The following is a 23529-nucleotide window of genomic DNA, read 5'->3' as shown; positions in this document are numbered from 1 at the left end:
CAGGCCGCCGCCCGGCACAAGGGCAGCACGAAGGAAGCAGCACGGAAGAAGGGGACCGCGGGCCCGCCCGCGGTCCCCTTCGCGCGCTTACACTGGCCGGGTGGTGAGCACCGACAGCACCGAGGGAACCGACTGGAAGACCGACCTGCGGCAGCGCGGATACCGGCTGACTCCGCAGCGCCAGCTTGTCCTGGAAGCAGTGGACGCGCTGGAGCACGCCTCCCCGGACGAGATCCTCGTCCACGTGCGCAAGACCGCCTCCGGGGTCAACATCTCCACCGTGTACCGGACGCTGGAGCTCCTGGAGGAGCTCGGGCTCGTCTCGCACGCCCACCTCGGGCACGGCGCCCCCACCTACCACCTCGCCGACCGGCACCACCACATCCACCTGGTCTGCCGCTCGTGCTCCGAGGTGATCGAGGCGGACGTGGACGTCGCCGCCGAGTTCACCGCGAAGCTCCGCGCCGCCTTCGGCTTCGAGACCGACATGAAGCACTTCGCGATCTTCGGGCTCTGCCGGAAGTGCGCCGCCAAGGACCGTGCCGGGCAGGCATGACCGGGTCGTAGGCTGGGTGCCATGACCAGCCCTTTGCTCCACCTCCCCGGCGCCGTGCAGGCCGAAGGCCGCGACGAGGGCGTCGCCGCCCACTACGGAGAGCTGTACGGCGAACAGCGCGCCCTCGCCGACGGCCGCGGTTTCGTCGACCTCTCGCACCGCGGGGTCGTCACCGTCACCGGCCCCGAGCGGCTGAGCTGGCTGCACCTGCTGCTGACCCAGCACCTCACGGAGCTGCCGGCCGGGCAGGCCACCGAAGCGCTGATCCTCTCCGCCAACGGCCACATCGAGCACGCGCTCTACCTCGTCGACGACGGCGAGACCACCTGGGCGCACGTGGAGCCCGGTACCCAGGAGGCGCTACTCGCCTACCTGGAGTCCATGAAGTTCTTTTACCGCGTCGAAACCGCCGACCGCACCGGGGAGTTCGCGGTCGTGCACCTGCCGGCCGGCTCGATCGCCGAGGTCGCCGGGAAGCACGCCGTACGGGAGACCGCGTACGGCCGGGACGTCTTCCTGCCCCGCACCGAGCTGGAGTCCTTCGCCGCCGCGCACGGCCCGGCCGCGGGGCTCCTCGCGTACGAGGCCCTGCGCGTCGAGGCGCACCGGCCGCGCCTCGGCCTGGAGACCGACCACCGCACCATCCCGCACGAACTGGGCTGGATCGGCACGGCAGTTCACCTCCAGAAGGGCTGCTACCGCGGCCAGGAGACGGTGGCCCGCGTCCACAACCTGGGGAAGCCCCCGCGCCGGCTGGTCTTCCTGCACCTGGACGGCTCCGAGGTGCTGCTCCCGGCGCACGGGACGCCGGTGCGGCTCGCCGCGGACGGCGAGGAGGGCCGCCAGCTCGGCTTCGTGACCACGGCCGTGCGCCACCACGAACTGGGCCCGATCGCGCTGGCGCTGGTCAAGAGGAACGTTCCGGTGGACGCGCCGCTGCTGGCCGGCGGCACGGCCGCCGCGCAGGAGGTCGTGGTGGCCCCGTAGGTCCGCCGGTCAGACGTCGATGACGAGGGTGAACGGGCCGTGGTTGGTCAGCGAGACCCGCATGTCCGCGCCGAACCGGCCCGTCGCCACCGTCGCGCCCAGCGCCCGCAGCTGCGCCACGACCTCGTCGACCAGCGGCTCGGCGACCGGGCCGGGCGCGGCCGCGTTCCACGTGGGGCGGCGGCCCTTGCGGGCGTCTCCGTAGAGCGTGAACTGGGAGATCACCAGCAGTGGGGCGTCCACGTCGCTGCAGGACTTCTCCGCCTCCAGGATGCGCACGGACCAGAGCTTGCGCGCCAGGACCGCCGCCTTCTCCGGGGTGTCGTCATGGGTCACCCCCACCAGGACGCACAGTCCCTCGCCGGTGATCTCGCCCACCGTCTCGCCCGCGACGACCACGGCCGCGCCGTCCACCCTCTGCACCACTGCTCGCATACCACCTGTGTACCAGGCGTGCACCCGTCCGGGGCCGATCGGGTGGACGGGGACTGCACGGTGCCCACGGAGAGTGGCACCATGCACGCAGGCGGTGCGGGTGCGCCGCACCGGTCGAGGGGACGGACTCGTTCGCATGAATACTTCTGGTACCTCCGTACCTGCTTCACCCGCTTCCGTGCCGACGGCCGCGGTACGACCGCCCGCGCAGCGCACCCCCGGTTCGCAGGACCCGGGGCCGGCGACCAGCGCCCTCGGCCTGCCGGAGCTGCGCGCGCTGCGCCGCGACGCCCAGCGCGACGAGGCCGACCTGAGCTATGTGCGGCGGCTGCTCCAGGGCCGCATCGACATCCTGCGCGCCGAGCTCGCGCGGCGCAGCGACCCCGAGTCCCCGGTGGTGGACCGGCTGTCGGAGATCCTCGCGGACGCCCCCTCCCGCCGCAGCGCCTCCGCCCGGCACGTCACGCTCGGTACCCCGCACAGCGAGGAGTACCGGGTGCTGGCCGCGGAGATGCTCTCCGACGTGGAACTGTCGGACCTGGGCGCCCGCACCGACGACGAGCTGTACGAGGGCATGGCCCGGCTGGTGCGGTACGAGCAGCAGGTCTCGCGGCGCCGCCAGCAGCTCCAGCGCACCGCCGACGAGTGCAGCGCGGAGATCACCCGCCGCTACCGCGAGGGCGAGGCGCAGGTCGACGACCTGCTGGCCTGAGCCCTGCCGGCCTGAGCGCGGCGGACGGGCGGGACGGGCGCGGTTGGATGGGCGGGGCGGGGGCGTGGGCGGGGTGAAAATCCGGGCGACGGCGGCCGCCGCGCCGATTAGCGTGGCCCGTCATGAGTGCTGACGTCCGGCCGATCGCCGCATCCGAACTCGCCGACTGGATGAGGGCCTTGAACACCGGGTTCCTCAGTCCGGCCGGGATCACCCCCTCCGACGTCGCCCAGCGCGCCGCCGAGTACGGCGACCTCAGCCGGCTCCAGGGCGGCTTCGACCGGGACACCGGCCGCTGCGTGGCCACCTTCCGCTCCTTCGCCCAGCAGCTGACCGTGCCGGGCGGCGCAGCCGTGCCCGCCAGTGCCGTCTCCAACGTCGCCGTGGCTCCCACCCACCGCCGCCGGGGCCTGCTGACACGGATGATGGCCGCCGAACTGGCCGCGGCCCGCGACCGCGGGGACGTGCTGTCGACGCTGATCGCTGCCGAGTACCCGATCTACGGACGGTACGGCTTCGGGCCTGCCGCGCACGCCGCCGAGTGGGAGATCGACGTACCGCGCACCGGCCTGGGCCGGCGGTGGTCGGCGCCCGCGGACGGCGGGCGGATCGACATGGCCGACGAGGCCGAGGTGCGGCGGGTCGGGCCGGGGCTGCACGAGCGGTTCCGGGCGGCCGTGCCGGGGGCGGTGGACCGGGGCGCGCACTGGTGGGAGCTGGCGACCGGGCTGGAGCAGGTCTCGTACCGGCCCTACCGGGACAGGTTCCACGCCGTCTACCGGACCGCGGCGGGCGAGGTCGCCGGGCTGGTCTCGTACGTGGCCGACGACCACTGGACGGACGCGAAGGTCCCGCTGAACACCGTGCAGGTCAAGGACCTGGTCGCGGTGACCCCGGACGCGCAGCGGGCCCTGTGGCACTTCCTGTGCTCCATCGACTGGGTGCTGAAGGTCCGCACCGGCCTGCGCGCCCCCGACGACCTCGTCACCGGGCTGCTGCCCGACCCGCGCTCCGCCAGGCCGCTGGCGGCCGCGGACTTCCTGTGGGTGCGGCTGCTGGACGTGGCGGCGGCGCTGCGCGCCCGGACCTACGCCGTGCCGGGGGTGCTCGTCCTGGACGTGGCCGATCCCGCGGGCCCGGCCGGGGGCCGGTACCGGCTGGACGCGGGCGCCGGCGCCTGCGAGCGCACCACGCAGGCACCGGACCTCCGGCTGGACGTGGCCGCGCTGGGTTCCCTCTACCTCGGGGATGCGTCCGCGGTGCGGCTGGCCGCGCTCGGGCGGGTGGCCGAGGAGCGGCCGGGGGCCGCTGCACGGGCCGATGCCGTCCTGCGCACCGCGCGCCGGCCGTGGTGCCCGGACGTCTTCTGACCTGCGTCTGTGCTTCCTGTCCCGGTTCCTGTCACATCGGCGGGCCCCGGTGCGTCAGGGTGGTGCAGGTGGAGCTGCGGGTGCATCGGCGCCGCGGAGGATCGGCGTACGGACGGGACGAGGGGAGCGCGGGATGACCGGCGACAGCGAATACTTGGCGGCGCGGTTCGAGGAGAAGCGCGGGCACCTGCGGGCGGTGGCGTACCGGATGCTCGGGTCGCTGTCCGAGGCGGAGGACGCCGTCCAGGAGGCCTGGTTCCGGCTCGACCGCTCGGACACCAGCGCCGTCGAGAACCTGGGCGGCTGGCTGACCACGGTCGTCGCCCGCGTCTGCCTGGACCAGCTGCGCTCGCGCAAGGCGCGCCGCGAGGAGTCCCTTGACGGCCCGGCGGGCTTCCCGGAGCCGCTCCTGAGTCCGCCGGACGGGCTGGACCCGGAGCAGGAGGTGCTCCTCGCGGACTCGGTCGGGCTCGCCCTGCTGGTCGTCCTGGAGCAACTGGCGCCCGCGGAGCGGCTGTCGTTCGTCCTGCACGACATGTTCGGGGTGCCCTTCGACGAGATCGCGCCCATCGTGGAGCGGACCCCGGCGGCGGCGCGGCAGCTGGCGAGCCGGGCGCGCCGCCGGGTGCAGGGCGGGGCGCCGACCCCGGACGCGGACACGGGCCGGCAGAAGGAGATCGTCGGGGCCTTCCTCACGGCGGCCCGGGGCGGCAGCTTCGAGGGGCTGATCGCGGTCCTCGACCCCGAGGTGGTGCTGCGCGTGGACCTGTCCGACATGGCCCTGGGCGCGGGCGCGGTGGCCCGGCAGGCCCTCACCTTCCAGCGGCTGGCGCCGTACGCCCGCCCGGCACTGGTCAACGGGGCGCCCGGGCTCGTCACCATCACCCCGGGCGGGAAGGCCGTCGGGGTCATGGGCTTCACGGTCAGCGGCGGCCGTATCGTCGCGATCGACATCCTGGCGGATCCGGAGCGTCTGGAGCGCGTGGACGTCACCGTGCTGGACTGAGACACCTGCGACGACGACCGAATCCTGAGGACTGAGCCGTTTGAGATCACTCGTGGAATCCCTGCGCACGGCAGGCTGCGTGTTCGCCGAGGAGGAGGCCGACCTGCTGGTCGGCGCCGCCCGCGACGACGGCCACCTCGCGGAGCTGCTGGCCCGCCGGGTGGCCGGTGAGCCGCTGGAGCACGTCGTGGGCTGGGCGGGGTTCTGCGGGCTGCGCATGGAGGTCGGCGCCGGCGCCTTCGTGCCGCGCCGCCGCACCGAGTTCCTGGTGGAGCAGGCGGCGGCGCTGGCCCGGCCCGGCGCGGTGGTGCTCGACCTGTGCTGCGGGGTGGGCGCGCTGGGCGCGGCCGTGGCGGCGCAGGTGCCGGGCGGGGTGGAGCTGCACGCGGCGGACATCGACCCGGTGGCGCTGGGGTACGCGCGGCGCAACGTGGCCCCGTACCGGGGCTCCGTGTGGCAGGGCGACCTGTACGGGGCGCTTCCCGCTTCGCTGCGCGGCCGGGTCGACGTCCTGGTGGTGAACGCCCCGTACGTGCCGACCGGGGAGATCGGGCTCATGCCCGCGGAGGCCCGCGACCACGAGCCGCTGGTCTCGCTGGACGGCGGCGCGGACGGCCTGGACGTCCACCGCAGGGTCGCGGCGGGCGCCCTCGGCTGGCTGGCGCCGGGCGGGCACCTGCTGATCGAGACGAGCGCCCGGCAGTCCCCGGTGACCGCCTCGGCCCTGGCCTCGGCGGGTTTCGCGGTCCGGGTGCTGAGTTCCCCGGAGCAGTACGCGACGGTGGTGGTCGCGGACGCGGGGGGCAGGGGGGGCGCGGGGAGTGCCGGGGGCGCCGGGGGCGTCAGCGGGTGAGGTGCCCGACGGTGGGGGCCACGGTGCCGAACAGGTCGGTGACCGTGGTCAGCGCCGCCGTCTGCAGGACGGCGGCGGGCACGGCGGTGCCGTCGGGCGCGGCCAGTGCGCGGGTGGCGGTCGCCTCGGCGACGACGGTGGGCCGGTAGCCGAGCCGGAAGGCCCCCTGGGCGGTGAAGGTGACGCACATGTGGGTCATGAACCCGGCCAGCACGAGGTCCGGTCCGGCGCCCAGGTCGCGCAGGGTCTTCTCCAGGCCGGTGGCGTGGAAGGCGTCGGGGAACTGCTTGACCACGACGGGTTCGCCTTCGAGGGGCGCCACTTCGGGGCTGATCGCGCCGATCTCGGCTCGGATGTCGTACGGGCTGCCCTCGCCCCCGTCGTTGACCACGTGCACGACCGGTGCGCCGGCCGCCCGGGCGGCGGCGAGCAGGCGGGCCCCCGCGGCGAGGGCGGGCTCGGCGCCTTCGAGGGCCATGACGCCGGAGCGGTAGGTGTTCTGGAAGTCGATCAGGACCAGTGCGCTGTCGGCGAGCCGGGGCAGTGTCCCGTCGAGGCCGATGACCTCGCGCAGGCTCGCGGAGGCGTTCGCGGGGGCGTTCGCAGGGGTGTCCGTGGGGAGGTGCACGGGGGTGTTCGGGGAGGCGTTCATGGCGGGGACTTCCTTCTCTGGTTCGGGGAGACACAGGGCGCGGACGGCCGTGGGCCGGTGTGCGAGGGCAGCGCGGAGGGCGTCCCGGCGGTGGGCACGGGAACGGCTCGCGGGTACGTGCGGGTACGTGCGGTTCAGGCGAGGGCGGTGCGGAAGCGGCGCCGGTAGGAGGCCGGGGTCGCGTTGATCTGCTTGCGGAAGGCGCGGTGCAGCGTCTCCACCGAGCCGAGTCCGGCGGCCGCCGCGACCTGCTCCAGCGGGTCGTCGGTGGTCTCCAGCAGCCTCCGGGCCGCCTCGACGCGGGCGGCTTCCACATAGGCGGCCGGACTGGTGCCGGTCTCCTGGCGGAAGACCCGGGCGAAGTGGCGCTCGCTCAGGCACATGCGCCCGGCGAGCGCCGCCGCCGACAGGTCCTCGTCGAGGTGCTCGGTGATGAAGGTGCGCAGGGCGTCGATGTCCCTGCGGGCGGCCGGCGGCCGGCTGAGCGGCACGCTGAACTGGCTCTGGCCGCCCTGCCGCCTCAGGTACATCACCAGCTGCCGGGCCACGGCCAGGGCCGCCGCCTCGCCGTGGTCCTCGGCGACCAGGGCGAGCGCCAGGTCCATGCAGGTGCTGATGCCCGCCCCGGTCCACACCCGGCCGGAGCGGACGAAGATCGGATCGGCGTCGACCCGTACCTCCGGGTGCTCGGCCGCGAGCTGGGCCGCGGTCGACCAGTGGGTGGTCGCCCGCCGGCCGTCCAGCAGCCCGGCGGCGGCGAGCAGGTGCGCGCCCACGCACACGGAGGCGATCCGGCGCGCGTGCGGGGCCGTGGCCCGCACCCACTCCACGACCTCGCGGTCGACCCGGGCCACCGGCCCGTCCGGCCCGATGTCGACGGCGCCGGGCACCAGCAGGGTGTCCACCGAGGCACCCACCTCGCCGAAGGACAGGTCCGGCAGCAGCCGCACCCCGGCGGAGGTGACGACCGGCTCCCTCCCGGGCCCGGCGAGCCGGACCTCGTACCCCGCGCGGCCCCCGGTCACCCGGTTGGCGAGGGCGAAGACCTCGGCCGGGCCGGTGACGTCGAGCAGGTCGACGTCCGGGAAGACCGCGACGACGACGCGGTGGGGAGGGGGCATGCGTCCATGGTCCCGGCCGCGCACCGTGACGGCAATGACGGCTCCGTGTCACATCCGGCCACCGGGGAGCGGCGATACGCGGGCCCGGGCGCGGCCGACACGGCGATGGGAGCTGCTGCAAGCAGTGTGCTTGCAAAAGTTAGCAGCGTGCGGCAGGATCGGCGCATGGCATCGCTCAACGTCGGAAACCTCGGCGAATACCTCCGCGAGCAGCGGCGGCAGGCCCAGCTCTCGCTGCGGCAGCTCGCCGATGCGGCAGGGGTGTCGAATCCGTACCTGAGCCAGATCGAGCGCGGGCTGCGCAAGCCGTCCGCGGACATCCTGCAGCAGCTGGCCAAGGCACTGCGCATCTCCGCGGAGACGCTGTACGTGCAGGCCGGAATGCTCGACGAGCGGGACCGGGACGAAGTGGAGACGCGCGCCGTCATCCTCGCCGACCCGTCCATCAACGAGCGGCAGAAGCAGGTGCTGCTCCAGATCTACGAGTCGTTCCGCAAGGAGAACGCGCTCGACGCTCCCCCGACCGCCGATGCGGTGCCGCCGCAGACCGACTGAACCTGATCCGGGAGGACCACCGCATGGCCATCGCCGATGACCTGAAGAAGACCCTCACCGACCCGACTCCCCTCTACTTCGCCGCGGGCACGGCCGACCTGGCCGTGCAGCAGGCGCGGAAGGTGCCGGGGCTCATCGAGCAGCTGCGCGCCGAGGCCCCCGCGCGCATCGAGGCCGTGAAGAACACGGACCCGAAGGTCGTGCAGGGCAAGGCCAAGGAGGCGCAGGAGGCGGTCACCGCCAAGGTCGCCGAGGTGCTGGGCGCGATCGACCCGAAGAAGCTCGGGGAGGCTGCGCAGGACCTGGCACTGCGCGGTGTCGGCGTGGCCGCCGAGTACGCCGTGCGCGCCAAGGAGACCTACGACAAGGTCGCCGAGCACGGCGAGCAGACCGTACGCGGCTGGCGCGGCGAGGTCTCCGAGGAGATCGTCGACATTGCCGTGGCCGTGGAGCCCGAGCCGGCGCCGAAGACCCCGGCGCAGGCCGGTCCGCAGTCGCAGACGGCCGCCGAGGCCGCCGGCGGGGCGGCCGACGAGGACAAGCCCGCAGCCCGCCGGACCGCCGCGCGCAAGGCCCCGGCCAAGAAGGCCGCCGTCACCGCGGGCGACGAGAGCTGAACCGCATGACCTGCGAGGGGCCGGGCACCTGCGGGGTGTCCGGCCCGTTGTAGTTCGCGAAGGGGTCCGGGCCGGTAGCGTGGGGTCGGACGCGAGTCAGACGCCCCGGGCGTGCGGAGTACGAGAAGGCGGTCGAAGCGATGTTGATGGACGGATTCGATCGAGGGGTGGTCCCGCTGATCGGGCTCGCCATGCTGGCGCTCGCGTTCGTGGCCTTCGTCCTCGCCCTCGTGGCCCGCGAGGACGCGTACCGGGCGGCGGGCAAGCAGACGAAGACCTTCTGGCTGGTCATCCTCGGCATCACCGTCCTCGTCGACTTCTTCCTGGGGATGCTCTTCCTGCAGATCGCCGGACTGGTCGCCACCATCGTGTTCTTCGTCGACGTGCGCCCGGCCCTCAAGCAGGTGTCCGGCGGCGGCAGGCGCCGCGGCGGCAGCAGCAGCGACGGGCCGTACGGTCCGTACAACGGCGGACGCTGACCCCGGCGGGCGGTGGCGGCCCACCCGTCCCCCGGCCGGTACGCCTGCGCCGCCCCTGTCGACCCGTTCCCGTCGGCCCGTTCCCCGTGGCCCGTACGCTCCGGCCCCGTGCGCTCGGGCCCTGTGCGCTCGGGCCCGCTACGCCCCGGCCGGTGCCGCTCGGCCCGTGGCCCTCAGCCCTCGGCGCGGGAGAGCAGGACCACGGCCACGTCGTCGGTGAGTTCGCCGCCGTTGAGGCGGCGGGCCTCGGTCACCGAGGCCTCCAGCAGGCTCTCCCCGCTCAGCCCCCGGTCCAGGTGGCGGTTGATCATCTCCACCATCCCGTCCTGCCCGAGCCGCTCCTTGCCCTCGCCGATGCGGCCCTCGATCAGACCGTCGGTGTAGAGCATCAGGCTCCAGGTGCCGCCGAGTTCGACCTGGCGGCGCGGCCAGCGGGCCCGCGGCAGGAGCCCGAGGGCCGGGCCGCTGTTCTCGTACGGGAGCAGCCGCGCCGGGCCGCCCGGCCGGGAGATCAGCGGGGCGGGATGGCCGGCCAGGCACAGGCCCGCCCGGCGGCCGTCGGGGGAGATGTCCACCGTGCATAGCGTCGCGAAGATCTCCTCGCAGGGCCGCTCCACCTCCAGGACCTCCTGGAGGGTGGCCAGCAGGTCGTCGCCGCACAGTCCGGCGAGCGTCAGGGCGCGCCAGGCGATCCGGAGCTCGACGCCCAGGGCCGCCTCGTCGGGGCCGTGGCCGCAGACGTCGCCGATCATGGCGTGGACGGTGCCGTCGGGGGTGCGGACGGTGTCGTAGAAGTCGCCGCCGAGCAGGGCGCGGCTGCGGCCCGGGCGGTAGCGCGCGGCGAAGCGCAGGTCCGAGCCCTCCAGCAGCGGGGTGGGGAGCAGCCCGCGTTCCAGCCGGGCGTTCTCCTGGGCCCGCAGTTTCGATTCTGCAAGCTTGTACTGGGCGATGTCCGCCCGTTTTCTCTCCACCGCGTACCGGATGGTGCGGCTGAGCAGCCGGCCGTCCAGCTCGTCCCGGAAGAGGAAGTCCTGGGCACCGACCCGGACGGCCTCGGCGGCGCGCTCGGCGTCGGCCTCGCAGGCGAGGACGAGCACGGCGTGGCGGGGCGCGAGGCGCAGGACCTGGCGGAGGGTGGCCAGCTGGTCGAGCGGGGTGCCGGCCGGGGGAGTGGCCGAGCCCGTCGTCCGCGGGGCCGGGTACGGGAGCGAGAGGTCCAGCAGGATGCAGTGCACGTCGGGGGTCAGCAGCCGGGCGGCCTCGGTGAGGTTGCGCGCGGTGCGCAGCCGGATGCGGTGGCCGTCGGCGTCGAGTATCTCGGGGACGGTGAGGTCGCCCGCGGGGTCGTCCGCGATGACCAGCAGGGTCAGCGGGGTGGCATGCGCCGTCGGCTGGGGGATGCCCCGCGGGAGTGCGGGGGCGGGCGGCGGTCCGCCCGGGCGGTCGGTCACCACCGGCGGGGCGGCCGGGTGCTCGGACGGGTGTGCGGCGGTCTGCTGGGCAGGCGGGTGGGCAGCGGGGTGCTCGGCGGTCTGCAGGACGGCCTGAGCGCTCTCCGAGACAGGGGTCTCCCTCTGCCGCGGTACGGGTGCGGGCATCGTCTCCGGTTCCTTCCCTCCCCCCGAGGGTGCGCTCGTCCGGGCGACCCTAGCGGTCCCTGCCCCGGGAGCGGAATGCCGATCCGGGCGCGGGGTTCGGCATATGCCGTTATCGCGGGGGAAAAACGCCCTGACCGGATGACCAATGTCACGGCGGGGGCCGCGGTGCGGCCCGGTGAGCGAGACGCCGGGACGGGCCGCCCGGTTGCCTCCGACGACCGATTCCCGGGGCAATCCCCGGGACGATCCCTGGCGCCCTCGTCCGTCAGCTTCCCCGCAGGCCCACCCGTCACTGCCGTCACCACCATGACAACCGTCACTCCCGCCCCCACCGTCGCAGCCGTGACGGCGGTCACCGCGGTGACGGCCGACACGGGTGCGAGTGCCACGGGTGCGGGTGCCACGGCGGGGACACGGGCGCGGCTGCCACGGCCGACACGGGAACGGGCGACACGGGTGCCACGGCCGACACGGGTGTCACCGGCGGCGCGGTTACGCGTCCGGCCGGACGACGGCCTTGATGGGCATGGAGCCCGCACCGGCCATGGTCACGTTCCGGCCGGGGCGCGGGGCGTGCACCATCGCGCCGTCGCCCACGTACATCCCGACGTGGCTCGCGTCGTCGAAGTAGATGATCAGGTCGCCCGGGCGCATGTCCTTCAGTGCGACCTTCGGCAGCAGCCGCAACTGCTCCTGCGAGGTCCGCGGAATGCCCTTGCCCGCCGCCCGCCAGGCCTGGGAGGTCAGGCCCGAGCAGTCGAACGAGCCGGGGCCCTCGGCGCCCCACACGTACGGCTTGCCGATCTGCGCGGTGGCGTACCGGACGGCGCTCTTGCCCGCGTCCGTCGCCCGCCCGTTCACGTCCTTCATCGCGCCCGTCGACAGCCAGGCGGTCTGCGCCTTGTACTGGGCGTCCTGTTCCAGCTGGATCAGCCGGGCCTTCTCCTCGGCCTCCAGCTTGCTCTCCAGCTCCTCCGCGGCCTTGATCTTGGCCTCGACCTCCTTCTTCGAGGCCTCCTGCTTCAGCCGGTTGGCCTCCAGCTTCTCCCACTCGGTGCTCGCGTCCTGCGCGTACTTCTCCAAGTCGCTCTGCGTGCGGTCCAGTTCGGAGAGCAGGTCCGATGCGGCCTTCTCGCCCTGGCGCAGCCGGTCCGCCCCTTCGAGGTACTTGCTTGGGCTCTCGCTCAGTGCCAGCTGCGCACCCGGGGGCAGTCCGCCCGAGCGGTACTGGGCGCGGGCCGCGGCGCCCGCCCGGGCCTTCAGGGTCTTGATCCGCTCCTGGCCGGAGACGACCTGACGGGCGATCTCGACGATCTTGTCGGACTGCGCCTTCGCCTCGCCCGCCGCGAGGTTGTACGCGTCGGTGGCCGTGCCCGCCTGGCGGTAGAGGCCCTCTATCTCCTTGCGGACCTGCTCCAGCGACTTCGCGCCGGGTGCCGGCGCCGGCGCCGGTGCCGGAGTGGTGGAAGGCGAGGGCTCGGGAGCCGGCGCCGCGTACGAGGTGCCCGCGGCGAGGCCCGGGGCCGTCAGTACCGCCAGCGCACACACCAGAGTGAAGGCGCTCGCGCCCCGCCGTCGCCCTACGCTCCGCATGGTTCCCCCAGGCACCAGGAGTCAGACCCGTCAGGAGATCTGACTATTCATCAGTAACTTGTTACTGCCTTCGGGATGGTGCCATGTGCCGGGGAATTCCAACACCCTTGTGGACAACGTGGCGATCTTGAGCGCCCGGTCGGAGCCGCCCCCGGTCCCCGCCCTGCACCGCCTGCCCCGACCTCCCCGACGGCTCTACGCCCGTCCCCGACGGCTGGACGCCCGTCCCCGACGGCTCGACGCCCGTCCCTGCGCTCCGCTTCCCCGGAGCCGGCCCGTCACCCCACCGGGCGCAACGCCTCCCAGCGCACCGTCAGTTCCCCCTGCCGCCACCGCCCGGGCCCGTCCGCCAGCGGCCAGTCGGCGGACAGGTCCCGCGCCGTCCGGATCCAGCGCTGCCGGGCTCCGTACGAGGCGTACGGGGCCGCCGCCGCCCACGCCCGGTCGGCATCGCGCAGGAAGGCGTGCACCGGCTCGCCCGGCACGTTCCGGTGGATCAGCGCCTTCGGCAGCCGCTCCGCCAGGTCCGAGGGGCGCTCCAGGGAGCCCAGCCGGGTCGCGAAGGTCACCGTGCGCGCCCCCTCCGGTCCCAGCGCCACCCACACGTGCCGCCGGCCGATCTCGTCGCAGGTCCCCTCCACCAGCAGCCCGTCCCGGTCCAGCCGCGCGCACAGCCGCGCCCACACCTCGGCGACCTGGTCCTCGTCGTACTGGCGCAGCACGTTCGCGGCGCGGATCAGCGACGGGCGCGCCCCGCCGTCCAGGGGCACCTCGAAACCGCCGTGCCGGAAGCCCAGCCCGTCCCGCTCGTACGGCTTCGCCGCCGCCACCCGCGCCGGATCGATCTCGATGCCGACCACCCGGACCCGCGGAGCCGCCTCCTGCAGCCGGCCCAGCAGCTCCACCGCGGTCCAGGGGGCGGCCCCGTACCCGAGGTCCACCGCGACCGGCGCCTGCGCGCGGCGCAGCGCGGGCCCGTGCACCGCCGCGATCCAGCGGTCCATCCGGCGCAGCCGGTTCGGGTTCGTCGTCCCGCGGGTCACCGTGCCCACGGGACGACCGGGGCGGCTGGCGGGCGGGGTACTGCGCGAGGACATGGGCCGAGCCTAAGCCGAGGGCGCATGCGGGAGAAAAGCCGGCAGCGCACGGCATCCCGGCAGCGCACGGAGAACCCGGCTGCGCACGGCATCCCGGCAGCGCACGGAGAACCCGGCTGCGCACGGCATCCCGGCAACGCACGGAAAACCCGGCTGCGCACGGCATCCCGGCAACGCACGGAAAACCCGGCAGCACACGGCATCCCGGCAGCGCGCGGAAAAAGTCGCCGGTCCCGGAATGCGCGGCACCGCCGTCCGGGTTGCACTCCTTGAAGGGCGCGGAGTGTGCTCTTCGCGCCACGCCGGCCGAGCGAGAGGACTGCTCCTTGAGTCAGTACGTGTCCCGCCTCGGCGGCAGCATCAGCGGCCGGATCGCCTCCGCCCGCGGCACCCGCCACGACCCGCCGCGGCTGCGCCTCCCGGCGGTGGGATACCACCGCAAGCCCCGTCGCGTGGCCATGCTCAGCGTGCACACCTCGCCGCTGCACCAGCCCGGCACCGGGGACGCCGGCGGGATGAACGTCTACATCGTGGAGCTGGCCAGACGCCTCGCCGCGATCAACATCGAGGTCGAGATCTTCACCCGGGCCACCCAGGGCGGCCTCGCCCCCGTGGTCGAGATGGCCCCCGGCGTCCTCGTACGGCACGTGGACGCGGGCCCGTACGAGGGCCTCGCCAAGGAGGAGCTGCCCGCCCAGCTGTGCGCCTTCACCCACGGCGTGATGCAGGCCTGGGCCGGCCACCGCCCCGGCTACTACGACCTCGTCCACTCCCACTACTGGCTCTCCGGCCACGTGGGCTGGCTCGCCGCCGAGCGCTGGGGCGTCCCCCTCGTCCACGCCATGCACACGATGGCCAAGGTCAAGAACGCGGCGCTGGCCGAGGGCGACACCCCCGAGCCCGCCGCCCGCGTCATCGGCGAGACCCAGATCGTGGCCGCCGCGAACCGGCTCATCGCGAACACGGCCGAGGAGGCCGACGAACTCGTCCGCCACTACGACGCCGACCCGGGCAAGGTCGCCGTGGTCCACCCCGGTGTGAACCTCGACCGCTTCACCACCGCCGACGGGCGGGCCGCGGCCCGCGCCCGCCTCGGACTCCCGCAGGACGCCGTGATCCCGCTCTTCGCCGGGCGGATCCAGCCGCTCAAGGCCCCCGACATCCTGCTGCGCGCCGTCGCCGAGCTGGTCGACCGCGACCCGTCGCTGCGCGCGCGGCTCCACGTGCCCGTGGTGGGCGGACCCAGCGGCAGTGGTCTGGCCAAGCCGGAGGGGCTGCAGAAACTCGCCGCGAAGCTGGGCATCGCCGACCTCGTGCACTTCCACCCGCCGGTGGGGCAGGACCGGCTCGCCGACTGGTTCCGGGCGGCCTCCGTGCTGGTCATGCCCTCGTACAACGAGTCCTTCGGGCTCGTCGCGATCGAGGCCCAGGCCACCGGGACGCCGGTGCTCGCCGCCGCGGTCGGCGGGCTGCCGGTCGCCGTCGACGACGGGGTCACCGGGATTCTCGTCCCCGGCCACGACCCGGTGGACTACGCCCGGGAACTGCGGCGCTTCGTGGACGAGCCCGGGCTCGCGGACCGGATGGGCGCCGAGGCCGCGCGGCACGCGCAGTTCTTCGGCTGGGACACGGCGGCGAGCGGGACGGCCGACGTGTACACGGCAGCGATGCACGATCACCGCCGTCGCGTACGCTCCCCCCATGGCTGACACCGACGACACCGCCGACCCGTCGAAGACCGTCGAGGCCGCGCTGGCCGAGGCGGAACTGAGCTGGGAGAGCCCCGAACCGGGCTCCTACGTCGTCCAGCTCCCCGGCACCCGCAAGCTGTCCACGACCTGCTCGCTGCGGATCGGCCGGCACTCCCTGTCGGTGAACGCCTTCGTGATCCGCCACCCCGACGAGAACGAGGCCGGCGTCCACCGCTGGCTCCTGGAGCGCAACCTCAAGCTGTACGGGCTCAGCTACGCCGTGGACCGCCTGGGGGACGTGTACGTCACCGGCCGCCTGCCGCTGTCCGTGGTGAACCCGCAGGAGCTGGACCGCCTGCTGGGCACGGTCCTGGAGGCGGCGGACGGGGCCTTCAACACCCTGCTGGAACTGGGCTTCGCGAGCGCGATCCGCCGTGAGTACGCCTGGCGCGTCTCCCGCGGCGAGACGACGCGCAACCTGGACGCCTTCAAGCACCTGACCCGGCCCGCCTGACGCCCGCAGACGCCGGGCCCCGGCCACCGGGCCCCGGACGCCACCGGGCCCCGGCCGCCAGGCCCCGGACGCCACCGGGCCCCGGCCGCCAGCCCCCAGCCCTGCGGGGTCTGCGGCCTACGCCTCGGCCACGGCGGCCGGCACCGGCGCGGGCACGGGCGGCCCGGCCCCGTCCGCCGCGGTGGCCTCGGTGCCGGCGACCGGGGCCGGGACCTCGGCGGGCAGCCGCCGCATCAGCAGCCAGTAGCCGGCTGCCGCGACCGTACCGAGGACGCCGGTGGCGGCCCACAGCCAGTTCGCCCCGTACCGGTCGATCAGGTGGCCCGCCATCAGCGGCGCGACCAGTGCGGCCACCGACCAGGACAGGTTGTACATCCCCTGGTAGCGCCCGCGGCCGTGCACGGGGGAGAGCCGGACGACCAGGCCCATCTGCGTCGGCGAGTTCACGATCTCGGCCAGCGTCCACACGCACACCGTCAGCGCGTACGCCCACAGCGGGCCGGCGAAGGCCGTCAGCGCGAACCCGTACCCGGCCAGCAGCGCCGACACCACCAGCAGCCGCTGCGGGTCGCGGTGCTCGATGAGCCGGGTCACCGGGATCTGGAGCAGCACGATCAGCAGCCCGTTCCCGGCGATGACCAGCCCGTAGTCCGCGGGCGAGAACCCGGCCGCGCCCATGGCGACGGGCAGCCCCACCGAGCCCTGGGTGAAGATCAGCGAGATCAGGAACGACAGCCCGACGACCCCCATGAACCGGCCGTCCCGCAGCACGGTCCCGAGCCCGATCCCGGCACCGGCGTCCTTGCCCGCGCCCCGGCCGGCGCCCGGGCCGGCCGCCGCCCCCGCGGCGGGGGCCGCCGCGGTGGGCCGGGACTCCGGCAGCCTGGCGTACACCAGCACCGCGCAGACCAGCGTCAGCGCGGCCTCGCCGAGGAAGCCGGCCAGGTAGCTGTACTCGGCGATCAGCCCGGCCGCGGTCGCGCTGACGGCGAAGCCGAGGTTGATGGCCCAGTAGTTGAGCGCGAAGGCCCGTACGCGGTCCTCGGGGCGCACGATGTCCGCCATCATCGCCGAGACGGCCGGACGGGACGCGTTCGAGGTCATGCCGACCAGCCCCGCCACGGCCGCGATGGCCGCCGGGCGCTCCATGAAGCCGAGCAGGGCCACCGAGAAGGCGGTCGAGACGTTCGCCGCCAGCATCGTCGGCCGCCGGCCCAGCCGGTCGGTCATCACCCCCGCGACGAGCGAGGAGACCACACCGCCGAGGCCGTGCAGGGCGACCACAAGTCCCGCGAACGAGGCCGAATAGCCCCGGTCCAGGGTGAGGTACATCGTCATGAAGGTGGCGACGAAGGCCCCGAGCCGGTTGACGAGCGTGCTCGCCCACAACCACCAGAACGCGCGTGGCAGCCCCGACACGCTCTCCCGGACAGCCCGTACGGCAGCGGCAACGGACATAAGGGATCCCCCCGGGGATGTAAGTGGCGCAACAACTCCTGGCACGTTACGAGCGGGGGCTTCCGCGCGCCACCCAATTGACGTCCGGCGTCAATCGGGACCCTCCCGGCCTCCCCTGGTACCGCGCGCGAGCGGCCCGGCCCGTCCATTAGGCTCGTACGCATGGCCGACGCACCGTACAAGCTGATCCTCCTCCGTCACGGCGAGAGCGAGTGGAACGCGAAGAACCTGTTCACCGGCTGGGTGGACGTCAACCTCAACGAGAAGGGCGAGAAGGAGGCGGTCCGCGGCGGTGAGCTGCTCAAGGACGCCGGCCTGCTCCCCGACGTCGTGCACACCTCGCTCCAGAAGCGCGCGATCCGCACCGCGCAGATGGCGCTGGAGGCAGCCGACCGCCACTGGATCCCCGTCCACCGCTCCTGGCGCCTGAACGAGCGCCACTACGGCGCCCTGCAGGGCAAGGACAAGGCCCAGACCCTCGCCGAGTTCGGCGAGGAGCAGTTCATGCTGTGGCGCCGCTCGTACGACACCCCGCCGCCGGCCCTCCAGGACGGTACGGAGTTCTCCCAGTCCGAGGACCCGCGCTACGCGACGATCCCGCCGGAGCTGCGCCCGAGGACGGAGTGCCTCAAGGACGTCGTCGTCCGCATGCTCCCGTACTGGTACGACGGCATCGTCCCGGACCTGCTGGCCGGCCGCACGGTCCTGGTCGCCGCGCACGGCAACTCCCTGCGCGCGCTGGTCAAGCACCTGGACGGGATCTCCGACGCCGACATCGCCGGCCTGAACATCCCGACGGGCATCCCGCTGGCCTACGAACTGGACGCCGACTTCAAGCCCCTCAAGCCGGGCGGCACCTACCTCGACCCGGACGCGGCGGCGGCGGCGATCGAGGCGGTCAAGAACCAGGGCAAGAAGAAGTAGCCTCCACGCGTCCGCGCCTCCCCGCTGCACGCCGGTACCGGTGCGGAGGGGAGGCGTTGTCGTACCGGACGTCCCCCGGGCGGCATCGCGGCGGGGGTGGCGGGGGCGCGGTGGGCGCATGTGCAGGGCCCCGGCCGGGGGTTTCCGGGCCGGGGCCCTGACCGTGCGTTCGGCCGGGTGGGCGGCGTCAGCCGCCGCACTGGCAGGGGGCACCGGACTGGCAGCCGCAGCCGCAGCCCGAGCCGCAGCCGCAGGCCGCGAGCAGCGGCAGGCGCAGCGGCTCCGGCCGGGGCTGCTGCTCCTGTTCCGGGGTGATGGGGACGGGGGAATCGGGCATGGTTCCTCCTCGGGCAGGCGGCGTACGGGCCGTCGCACGACGGACCGCCTTCGCCTCATTCATGCCCAGCCGCACCGGCGCGTCAACGGCGCATTGGGGCTCGTACCGTCCGGCCGGCGGGCGGTCAGACCCCGTCGACCTGGGTGGGCGCCTGGAGTTCGTCCGCGTGCTCGCCCGTGACCAGGTAGACCACGCGCTTGGCCACCGACACCGCGTGGTCCGCGAAGCGCTCGTAGTAGCGGCCCAGCAGGGTCACGTCGACCGCGGTCTCGATGCCGTGCTTCCAGCGGTCGTCCATCAGGTGCTGGAACAGCGTGCGGTGCAGCTGGTCCATCTCGTCGTCGTCCTGCTCCAGTTGGAGGGCCAGGTCGACGTCCTTCGTGATGATGACCTCGGCGGCCTTCGCCATCAGACGCTGCGCCAGCTGCCCCATCTCCAGGATGGTGGCGTGCAGGTCCCGCGGGACGGCCGTGTCCGGGAAGCGCAGCCGGGCGAGCTTGGCCACGTGCTGGGCCAGGTCGCCGCTGCGCTCCAGGTCGGCGCTCATCCGCAGCGAGGTCACGACGATGCGCAGGTCGGTGGCGACCGGCTGCTGGCGGGCCAGCAGGGCGATGGCGCGGGCCTCCAGGTCGTGCTGGAGGTCGTCGACCTTCTGGTCCGCGGCGATGACGCTCTCGGCGAGCTTCAGGTCGGCGTCGAGCATGGACGTCGTGGCCCGCCCGATCGCGGAACCGACCAGCCGTGCCATCTCGACCAGGCCCTCTCCGATCGAGTCCAGTTCCTCGTGGTACGCGTCACGCATGTCTGGTGTCCCTCTCTTGACCTGCTTCGGCCTGCTGCAGTGCTGCACTGCCGACTGCTGTCCGTGTGTACGGCCCGGGGCCCGGCCGGGGTGGCCCGCGGCCCCACGGTGACACGGTGGGCCGCAAACGCGTCCGACTCCGGCACCCCAAGTGAATCAACCCCGTCGCCAGGGTGAACTCTGGGCGACGACTGTTCGAGCTGCCACCCGAACGGCTGTGGAAGTGCCGTTCCGCCTGCTTAACCTGGATGCATGGACGTGAACGCGGCGGTCGCCGCAGCTGCAGCGATAGCCGGTCTTTGCACCGGTGTCATCGCGATGCTGGCGTTCCGCTGGAGCGAGCGCGACCAGGCCCGCCCCACCCGGAGCTCCATGCGCCCCGACATCAATGCGGTGCTCCCGCCCGGCGTGGACACCGTCCTCTCCGTGCTCCGCTCCTCCGCCGTCGTCCTGGACGAGGGGGACGCGGTGGTCAAGGCCAGTTCGGCGGCGTACGCCCTCGGCCTGGTCCGCGGCGGCAAGCTCGCCGTGGAACCCATGCTGCACATGGCCCGCGACACCCGGCGGGACGGGGAGATACGGCAGGTCGAGCTGGACCTGCCCCGGCGCGGCACCGGCCGCGGCGAGGCACTCGCCGTCTCGGCCCGGGTGGCGCCGCTCGGTTCCCGGCTGGTGCTCCTGCTGGTCGAGGACCTCACCGAGGCCCGCCGCATCGAGGCCGTCCGCCGTGACTTCGTGGCGAACGTGTCCCACGAACTGAAGACCCCGGTCGGAGCGATCTCCCTGCTCTCCGAGGCGGTCATGGACGCCGCCGACGACCCGGAGGCGGTGAGCCGCTTCGCGGGCCGGATGCAGATCGAGTCCACCCGGCTGATCAACCTCGTGCAGGAGCTCATCGACCTCTCCCGGGTGCAGAACGACGATCCGCTGGAGGACGCCGAGCCCGTCCGCGTGGACACGCTGGTCGCCGAGGCCATCGACCGGTGCCGCCACACGGCCTCCTCGAAGCAGATCACCATGGCCGCGGGCGGCACCGCCGACCTGCGCGTATGGGGCAACCGCGGACAGCTCGCGGCGGCCCTCGGAAACCTGGTCGAGAACGCCGTCAACTACAGCCCCGCCCGCACCCGCGTCGGCATCGCCGGACGCAGGGTGGCCGCACCGGGGGGAGAATTGATCGAGATAGCCGTGACCGACCAGGGCATCGGCATCCCGGAAAAGGACCGCGAGCGCATCTTCGAGCGCTTCTACCGCGTGGACCCGGCCCGCTCCCGCGCCACGGGAGGAACCGGCCTCGGGCTGGCGATCGTGAAGCACGTGGCGGCCTCGCACGGCGGGGAGGTGGCGGTCTGGAGCTCGGAGGGCCAGGGGTCCACCTTCACGCTGCGGCTGCCCGAAGCGGCCGCGCCGGCCCCCGCGACGCCGGCCGCCGGGACCCCCCGGGCCGTGCGCGACCCCGAGACACCAGCCCCGGCACCGGCCGCAGCGGAAGCCGCAGCACCAGCACAGCCACCAGCACCAGCACAGCCACCAGCACCAGCACCAGCACCAGCACCAGCACCAGCCATCCCTGCCCCGGAGGTCCTTCCGTGACCCGAGTGCTCGTCGTCGAGGATGAGGAATCCTTCAGCGACGCCCTGTCCTACATGCTCCGCAAGGAGGGCTTCGAGGTCGCCATCGCCGCGACCGGGCCCGACGGGCTCGACGAGTTCGAGCGCAACGGCGCCGACCTCGTCCTCCTCGACCTGATGCTCCCCGGCCTGCCCGGCACGGAGGTCTGCCGGCAGCTGCGCGGCCGCTCCAACGTGCCGGTGATCATGGTGACGGCCAAGGACAGCGAGATCGACAAGGTCGTCGGGCTGGAGATAGGAGCCGACGACTACGTCACGAAGCCCTTCTCCTCGCGGGAGCTGGTCGCCCGCATCCGCGCGGTCCTGCGCCGCCGCGGCGAGCCGGAGGAGGTCACCCCGGCCGCCCTGGAGGCAGGCCCCGTACGCATGGACGTCGACCGCCACGTGGTCACCGTCGGCGGCGGGAAGGTCGACCTCCCGCTGAAGGAGTTCGACCTGCTGGAGATGCTGCTGCGCAACGCGGGCCGGGTGCTGACCCGCATGCAGCTGATCGACCGGGTCTGGGGCGCGGACTACGTCGGCGACACCAAGACCCTCGACGTCCACGTGAAGCGGCTGCGCGCCAAGATCGAGCCGGACCCGGGCGCGCCGCGCTACCTGGTGACGGTGCGCGGGCTGGGCTACAAGTTCGAGCCGTAGGCCGGCGGCGCTCCTGCGCCGCTGCCTCCGGGCAGCAGGAAGGGCCCCCGGCCGCAGCAGCGGCCGGGGGCCCTTCCCGTACGTCGTGGTGGTGCGGCGGGGTCAGTGGCCCGCGGCGTGCGAGGCGGAGCCGGACGGGGAGCTGCCCGCGTTGCCTGAGGGGGAGCCGGCCGGGGAGCCGGAGACCGCGCCGGAGGGCGAACCCGAGGGCGCGCCGGACGGGGAGCCGGACGGGCTGCCCGAGGGGCTGGGGGCGGCCGGGGCGACCGTGGGGCCGTAGCCGGCGTACATGCCGTCGCCGGGGACCACGAAGGCGTCGAGTGCGACGCTGCCGGTGCGGCTGAGCTGGAAGACGACCTTCTGCACGTTGCCGTCCTCCAGGGCTTCGGCGCCCTCGATGGCCGCGGAGGCGTTGCCCTGACCGCCCAGCACCACGGAGCCGCCGGCCGGCACGGTGACCTTGCCGGAACCCTCGGAGGCCTTCAGGACGACCTTGGCCTTGCCACCCGGGAGGGTGACGCCGTCAAGGGTCTGCGGCTCGCTTCCCGAGTTGAACACGGTCGCGGAGACGGCAGCCGCGCCGGGGCCCTTCTTGTCCTTCTCGCCCTTGGTGATCACCAGGGCGTTCTGGACCATGATCTCGCCCTTGGTGACGGCGGCGTTGTCCGGCTTGATCTGGAGGGTCTGCGCGTCGTTGCCCGCACCGCAAGCGGCCAGCGAGGCGATCGAGAACACGACGGCAGTGGCGGCGAGGGCGCCGCGTCGAAGGCTGCGGCTCACGGCGGCGGCATCTCCTTGGACGTACGGAACGGAAGGGTGGACGCTCGGAACGGCCGAGGTAAAGCCGCTCTAAGGGTGTGTCAGCGGGCTTAGGTTACCGAGCCTCCGCCCCGCCCCCGCACCCGACCCTCCGCAGCGCACGGGCCGCCCTCACCCCGTCCCGCGATCGTGCATTCCGGACGCGGTCCCGGGAGCGCCAGTGATCAATTCCGGGGATTCCCTCGAACAGCGTTCGGTGATCAATTGCAGATTGGGCCGGAACCCCTCCGTACGGGTGCCCGCCAGTCGAACGGAGTAGTTCGGTTTCCAGCCTTCGAAACCGGCAAAACGGGACGTACGTCACGCTGATGGGTGTGCCGGACAGGTGTAGCGTGGCCCCTTTGCCCGGTCCGCGCAGCGCCCCCGACCTGCGAATACCCCCTCCGGGGAGCCCTGCGCAGCACGATCCTGTCGGTGTTGTCAAGCCCCGAGATATGCCCTGACCTGCGAAAACGCCATTCATAACAGTCAGTTCTCGTGTTACCCTGGATAGCCACGGAAGGGGTACCTGTCACATGACGTTCAAGGTTGGCGACACCGTGGTCTATCCCCATCACGGGGCCGCGCTGATCGAGGCCATTGAGACTCGTCAGATCAAAGGCGTGGACAAGACCTACTTGGTGCTCAAGGTCGCCCAGGGCGACCTGACGGTTCGTGTGCCTGCGGACAATGCGGAGTTCGTCGGTGTTCGCGACGTAGTCGGCCAGGACGGGCTGGACCGGGTCTTCGAGGTGCTTCGTGCACCGTACGCAGAAGAGCCGACGAACTGGTCCCGGCGCTACAAGGCAAATCTGGAGAAGCTCGCTTCTGGCGATGTCATCAAGGTCGCGGAAGTAGTGCGTGACCTGTGGCGTCGTGAGCGTGAGCGCGGGCTGTCCGCGGGTGAGAAGCGCATGCTCGCGAAGGCACGCCAGATCCTGGTGAGCGAGCTCGCGCTCGCCGAGAACACGAACGAGGACAAGGCCGAGGCCCTCCTCGACGAGGTGCTCGCGTCCTGACGCGAAACCCCGTCCACCGTGCACCTTCCGTTCAGCCGCGTCGTTCCCGACGGGGCTGATCAGACGGACCACACGGGTACATCAG

25 protein-coding genes are annotated in these 23529 nt (G+C 73.4%); 15 read left to right on the top strand and 10 right to left on the bottom strand.

Features of this window, described 5'->3' with window-relative positions:
• Positions 1 to 100: 100 nt before the first annotated feature.
• Both ACLJTM_RS02245 and ACLJTM_RS02240 read left to right on the top strand, forming a co-directional pair.
• Positions 101 to 556 (top strand): Fur family transcriptional regulator, encoded by a 456-nt coding sequence (locus ACLJTM_RS02245; protein WP_411101616.1) that lies wholly within the window; start codon positions 101 to 103, stop codon positions 554 to 556.
• 21 nt (positions 557 to 577) lie between these two features.
• The gene (locus tag ACLJTM_RS02240; RefSeq protein WP_411101615.1) at positions 578 to 1543 is read left to right on the top strand and encodes a YgfZ/GcvT domain-containing protein; all 966 of its coding nucleotides are present in this window, start codon (positions 578 to 580) and stop codon (positions 1541 to 1543) included.
• A gap of 9 nt (positions 1544 to 1552) precedes the next feature.
• Here ACLJTM_RS02240 and dtd read toward each other — a convergent pair whose 3' ends face one another.
• Positions 1553 to 1978 carry a D-aminoacyl-tRNA deacylase gene (gene dtd / locus ACLJTM_RS02235; RefSeq protein WP_411101614.1) on the bottom strand — a complete coding sequence of 142 codons (426 nt, stop codon included), beginning with the start codon at positions 1976 to 1978 and terminating at the stop codon, positions 1553 to 1555.
• A 136-nt stretch (positions 1979 to 2114) separates the two neighbouring features.
• On the opposite strand from dtd, the gene ACLJTM_RS02230 reads away from it, so the two are divergent.
• From ACLJTM_RS02230 to ACLJTM_RS02215, 4 genes are all read left to right on the top strand, one after another.
• On the top strand, positions 2115 to 2690 hold the full coding sequence (locus ACLJTM_RS02230; protein WP_411101613.1) for an AmfC protein: 576 nt from the start codon (positions 2115 to 2117) through the stop codon (positions 2688 to 2690).
• Positions 2691 to 2812: 122 nt separating this feature from the next.
• Positions 2813 to 4060 carry a GNAT family N-acetyltransferase gene (locus tag ACLJTM_RS02225; RefSeq protein ID WP_411101612.1) on the top strand — a complete coding sequence of 416 codons (1248 nt, stop codon included), beginning with the start codon at positions 2813 to 2815 and terminating at the stop codon, positions 4058 to 4060.
• A 133-nt stretch (positions 4061 to 4193) separates the two neighbouring features.
• Positions 4194 to 5066: a sigma-70 family RNA polymerase sigma factor gene (locus ACLJTM_RS02220; RefSeq protein WP_411101611.1), complete on the top strand. Its 873-nt coding sequence runs from the start codon at positions 4194 to 4196 to the stop codon at positions 5064 to 5066.
• 40 nt (positions 5067 to 5106) lie between these two features.
• Positions 5107 to 5919, top strand: a complete 813-nt coding sequence (locus ACLJTM_RS02215; protein ID WP_411101610.1) for a putative protein N(5)-glutamine methyltransferase — start codon at positions 5107 to 5109, stop codon at positions 5917 to 5919.
• On the opposite strand, the gene ACLJTM_RS02210 is transcribed toward ACLJTM_RS02215, so the two are convergent.
• On the bottom strand, positions 5909 to 6571 hold the full coding sequence (locus tag ACLJTM_RS02210) for an isochorismatase family protein (protein ID WP_411101609.1): 663 nt from the start codon (positions 6569 to 6571) through the stop codon (positions 5909 to 5911). The genes ACLJTM_RS02215 and ACLJTM_RS02210 overlap by 11 nt on opposite strands.
• Positions 6572 to 6705: 134 nt before the next feature.
• Positions 6706 to 7692 (bottom strand): GlxA family transcriptional regulator, encoded by a 987-nt coding sequence (locus tag ACLJTM_RS02205; protein WP_411101608.1) that lies wholly within the window; start codon positions 7690 to 7692, stop codon positions 6706 to 6708.
• A gap of 165 nt (positions 7693 to 7857) precedes the next feature.
• Between ACLJTM_RS02205 and ACLJTM_RS02200 the strand changes: the two genes are divergently transcribed.
• The 3 genes from ACLJTM_RS02200 to ACLJTM_RS02190 all read left to right on the top strand — a co-directional run bounded on the left by ACLJTM_RS02200 (position 7858) and on the right by ACLJTM_RS02190 (position 9343).
• On the top strand, positions 7858 to 8247 hold the full coding sequence (locus ACLJTM_RS02200; protein WP_411101607.1) for a helix-turn-helix domain-containing protein: 390 nt from the start codon (positions 7858 to 7860) through the stop codon (positions 8245 to 8247).
• Between the two features lie 23 nt (positions 8248 to 8270).
• A complete protein-coding gene (locus ACLJTM_RS02195) occupies positions 8271 to 8864 on the top strand; it encodes a hypothetical protein (protein ID WP_411101606.1) in 594 nt (197 codons plus the stop codon).
• A 140-nt stretch (positions 8865 to 9004) separates the two neighbouring features.
• Positions 9005 to 9343, top strand: a complete 339-nt coding sequence (locus tag ACLJTM_RS02190) for a DUF2516 family protein (RefSeq protein ID WP_411101605.1) — start codon at positions 9005 to 9007, stop codon at positions 9341 to 9343.
• A 173-nt stretch (positions 9344 to 9516) separates the two neighbouring features.
• Here the strand turns inward: ACLJTM_RS02190 and ACLJTM_RS02185 are convergent, their stop codons facing one another.
• The 3 genes from ACLJTM_RS02185 to ACLJTM_RS02175 form a co-directional block, all read right to left on the bottom strand.
• Positions 9517 to 10941: a PP2C family protein-serine/threonine phosphatase gene (locus ACLJTM_RS02185; RefSeq protein ID WP_411101604.1), complete on the bottom strand. Its 1425-nt coding sequence runs from the start codon at positions 10939 to 10941 to the stop codon at positions 9517 to 9519.
• Between the two features lie 492 nt (positions 10942 to 11433).
• Positions 11434 to 12534 carry an NlpC/P60 family protein gene (locus ACLJTM_RS02180; protein WP_411101603.1) on the bottom strand — a complete coding sequence of 367 codons (1101 nt, stop codon included), beginning with the start codon at positions 12532 to 12534 and terminating at the stop codon, positions 11434 to 11436.
• Positions 12535 to 12812: 278 nt separating this feature from the next.
• Positions 12813 to 13631, bottom strand: coding sequence for a class I SAM-dependent methyltransferase (locus ACLJTM_RS02175; RefSeq protein WP_411101602.1), 819 nt, complete (start codon positions 13629 to 13631; stop codon positions 12813 to 12815).
• 326 nt (positions 13632 to 13957) lie between these two features.
• On the opposite strand from ACLJTM_RS02175, the gene mshA reads away from it, so the two are divergent.
• Together mshA and ACLJTM_RS02165 are read left to right on the top strand one after the other, a co-directional pair.
• Complete coding sequence (gene mshA / locus ACLJTM_RS02170; protein ID WP_411101601.1) at positions 13958 to 15340, top strand: D-inositol-3-phosphate glycosyltransferase; 1383 nt, start codon at positions 13958 to 13960, stop codon at positions 15338 to 15340.
• A complete protein-coding gene (locus ACLJTM_RS02165) occupies positions 15333 to 15836 on the top strand; it encodes a YbjN domain-containing protein (RefSeq protein WP_411101600.1) in 504 nt (167 codons plus the stop codon). The genes mshA and ACLJTM_RS02165 overlap by 8 nt, the downstream gene beginning before the upstream one ends.
• A 117-nt stretch (positions 15837 to 15953) precedes the next feature.
• Here the strand turns inward: ACLJTM_RS02165 and ACLJTM_RS02160 are convergent, their stop codons facing one another.
• Complete coding sequence (locus tag ACLJTM_RS02160) at positions 15954 to 17294, bottom strand: MDR family MFS transporter (RefSeq protein ID WP_411101599.1); 1341 nt, start codon at positions 17292 to 17294, stop codon at positions 15954 to 15956.
• A gap of 162 nt (positions 17295 to 17456) precedes the next feature.
• On the opposite strand from ACLJTM_RS02160, the gene ACLJTM_RS02155 reads away from it, so the two are divergent.
• Positions 17457 to 18218 carry a phosphoglyceromutase gene (locus tag ACLJTM_RS02155; protein WP_411101598.1) on the top strand — a complete coding sequence of 254 codons (762 nt, stop codon included), beginning with the start codon at positions 17457 to 17459 and terminating at the stop codon, positions 18216 to 18218.
• A 187-nt stretch (positions 18219 to 18405) separates the two neighbouring features.
• Here the strand turns inward: ACLJTM_RS02155 and ACLJTM_RS02150 are convergent, their stop codons facing one another.
• Both ACLJTM_RS02150 and phoU read right to left on the bottom strand, forming a co-directional pair.
• Positions 18406 to 18555, bottom strand: a complete 150-nt coding sequence (locus ACLJTM_RS02150) for a hypothetical protein (protein WP_008743931.1) — start codon at positions 18553 to 18555, stop codon at positions 18406 to 18408.
• A 124-nt stretch (positions 18556 to 18679) separates the two neighbouring features.
• Positions 18680 to 19357, bottom strand: a complete 678-nt coding sequence (gene phoU, locus ACLJTM_RS02145; protein ID WP_053787880.1) for a phosphate signaling complex protein PhoU — start codon at positions 19355 to 19357, stop codon at positions 18680 to 18682.
• Between the two features lie 252 nt (positions 19358 to 19609).
• On the opposite strand from phoU, the gene ACLJTM_RS02140 reads away from it, so the two are divergent.
• Both ACLJTM_RS02140 and ACLJTM_RS02135 read left to right on the top strand, forming a co-directional pair.
• Positions 19610 to 20950, top strand: a complete 1341-nt coding sequence (locus tag ACLJTM_RS02140; RefSeq protein WP_411101597.1) for a sensor histidine kinase — start codon at positions 19610 to 19612, stop codon at positions 20948 to 20950.
• Positions 20947 to 21627: a response regulator transcription factor gene (locus tag ACLJTM_RS02135; RefSeq protein WP_037795450.1), complete on the top strand. Its 681-nt coding sequence runs from the start codon at positions 20947 to 20949 to the stop codon at positions 21625 to 21627. Before ACLJTM_RS02140 ends, ACLJTM_RS02135 begins: the two co-directional genes overlap by 4 nt.
• Positions 21628 to 21729: 102 nt before the next feature.
• Here ACLJTM_RS02135 and ACLJTM_RS02130 read toward each other — a convergent pair whose 3' ends face one another.
• On the bottom strand, positions 21730 to 22407 hold the full coding sequence (locus ACLJTM_RS02130; protein ID WP_411101596.1) for a DUF461 domain-containing protein: 678 nt from the start codon (positions 22405 to 22407) through the stop codon (positions 21730 to 21732).
• Between the two features lie 554 nt (positions 22408 to 22961).
• Between ACLJTM_RS02130 and ACLJTM_RS02125 the strand changes: the two genes are divergently transcribed.
• Positions 22962 to 23444: a CarD family transcriptional regulator gene (locus ACLJTM_RS02125; RefSeq protein WP_003953493.1), complete on the top strand. Its 483-nt coding sequence runs from the start codon at positions 22962 to 22964 to the stop codon at positions 23442 to 23444.
• Positions 23445 to 23529: the final 85 nt, after the last annotated feature.

Origin of the sequence: Streptomyces sp. cmx-4-9, from assembly GCF_046548835.1 — a bacterium.
In the GTDB taxonomy this organism is placed as follows: domain Bacteria; phylum Actinomycetota; class Actinomycetes; order Streptomycetales; family Streptomycetaceae; genus Streptomyces.
The sequence above is the reverse complement of the archived record's forward strand: the minus strand, read 5'-3'. Positions and strand labels throughout refer to the sequence as shown.

Excerpts from the sequence above, each read along its gene's own strand:
- ACLJTM_RS02210 (WP_411101609.1), bottom strand. The coding sequence starts at position 6,571 with ATGAACGCCTCCCCGAACACCCCCGTGCACCTCCCCACGGACACCCCT.
- ACLJTM_RS02190 (WP_411101605.1), top strand. The coding sequence starts at position 9,005 with ATGTTGATGGACGGATTCGATCGAGGGGTGGTCCCGCTGATCGGGCTC.
- ACLJTM_RS02140 (WP_411101597.1), top strand. The coding sequence starts at position 19,610 with ATGGACGTGAACGCGGCGGTCGCCGCAGCTGCAGCGATAGCCGGTCTT.
- ACLJTM_RS02205 (WP_411101608.1), bottom strand. The coding sequence starts at position 7,692 with ATGCCCCCTCCCCACCGCGTCGTCGTCGCGGTCTTCCCGGACGTCGAC.
- ACLJTM_RS02125 (WP_003953493.1), top strand. The coding sequence starts at position 22,962 with ATGACGTTCAAGGTTGGCGACACCGTGGTCTATCCCCATCACGGGGCC.
- ACLJTM_RS02165 (WP_411101600.1), top strand. The coding sequence starts at position 15,333 with ATGGCTGACACCGACGACACCGCCGACCCGTCGAAGACCGTCGAGGCC.
- ACLJTM_RS02195 (WP_411101606.1), top strand. The coding sequence starts at position 8,271 with ATGGCCATCGCCGATGACCTGAAGAAGACCCTCACCGACCCGACTCCC.
- ACLJTM_RS02230 (WP_411101613.1), top strand. The coding sequence starts at position 2,115 with ATGAATACTTCTGGTACCTCCGTACCTGCTTCACCCGCTTCCGTGCCG.
- ACLJTM_RS02220 (WP_411101611.1), top strand. The coding sequence starts at position 4,194 with ATGACCGGCGACAGCGAATACTTGGCGGCGCGGTTCGAGGAGAAGCGC.
- dtd (WP_411101614.1), bottom strand. The coding sequence starts at position 1,978 with ATGCGAGCAGTGGTGCAGAGGGTGGACGGCGCGGCCGTGGTCGTCGCG.
- ACLJTM_RS02150 (WP_008743931.1), bottom strand. The coding sequence starts at position 18,555 with ATGCCCGATTCCCCCGTCCCCATCACCCCGGAACAGGAGCAGCAGCCC.
- ACLJTM_RS02175 (WP_411101602.1), bottom strand. The coding sequence starts at position 13,631 with ATGTCCTCGCGCAGTACCCCGCCCGCCAGCCGCCCCGGTCGTCCCGTG.
- ACLJTM_RS02225 (WP_411101612.1), top strand. The coding sequence starts at position 2,813 with ATGAGTGCTGACGTCCGGCCGATCGCCGCATCCGAACTCGCCGACTGG.
- ACLJTM_RS02160 (WP_411101599.1), bottom strand. The coding sequence starts at position 17,294 with ATGTCCGTTGCCGCTGCCGTACGGGCTGTCCGGGAGAGCGTGTCGGGG.
- ACLJTM_RS02185 (WP_411101604.1), bottom strand. The coding sequence starts at position 10,941 with ATGCCCGCACCCGTACCGCGGCAGAGGGAGACCCCTGTCTCGGAGAGC.
- ACLJTM_RS02155 (WP_411101598.1), top strand. The coding sequence starts at position 17,457 with ATGGCCGACGCACCGTACAAGCTGATCCTCCTCCGTCACGGCGAGAGC.
- phoU (WP_053787880.1), bottom strand. The coding sequence starts at position 19,357 with ATGCGTGACGCGTACCACGAGGAACTGGACTCGATCGGAGAGGGCCTG.
- ACLJTM_RS02200 (WP_411101607.1), top strand. The coding sequence starts at position 7,858 with ATGGCATCGCTCAACGTCGGAAACCTCGGCGAATACCTCCGCGAGCAG.
- ACLJTM_RS02240 (WP_411101615.1), top strand. The coding sequence starts at position 578 with ATGACCAGCCCTTTGCTCCACCTCCCCGGCGCCGTGCAGGCCGAAGGC.
- ACLJTM_RS02180 (WP_411101603.1), bottom strand. The coding sequence starts at position 12,534 with ATGCGGAGCGTAGGGCGACGGCGGGGCGCGAGCGCCTTCACTCTGGTG.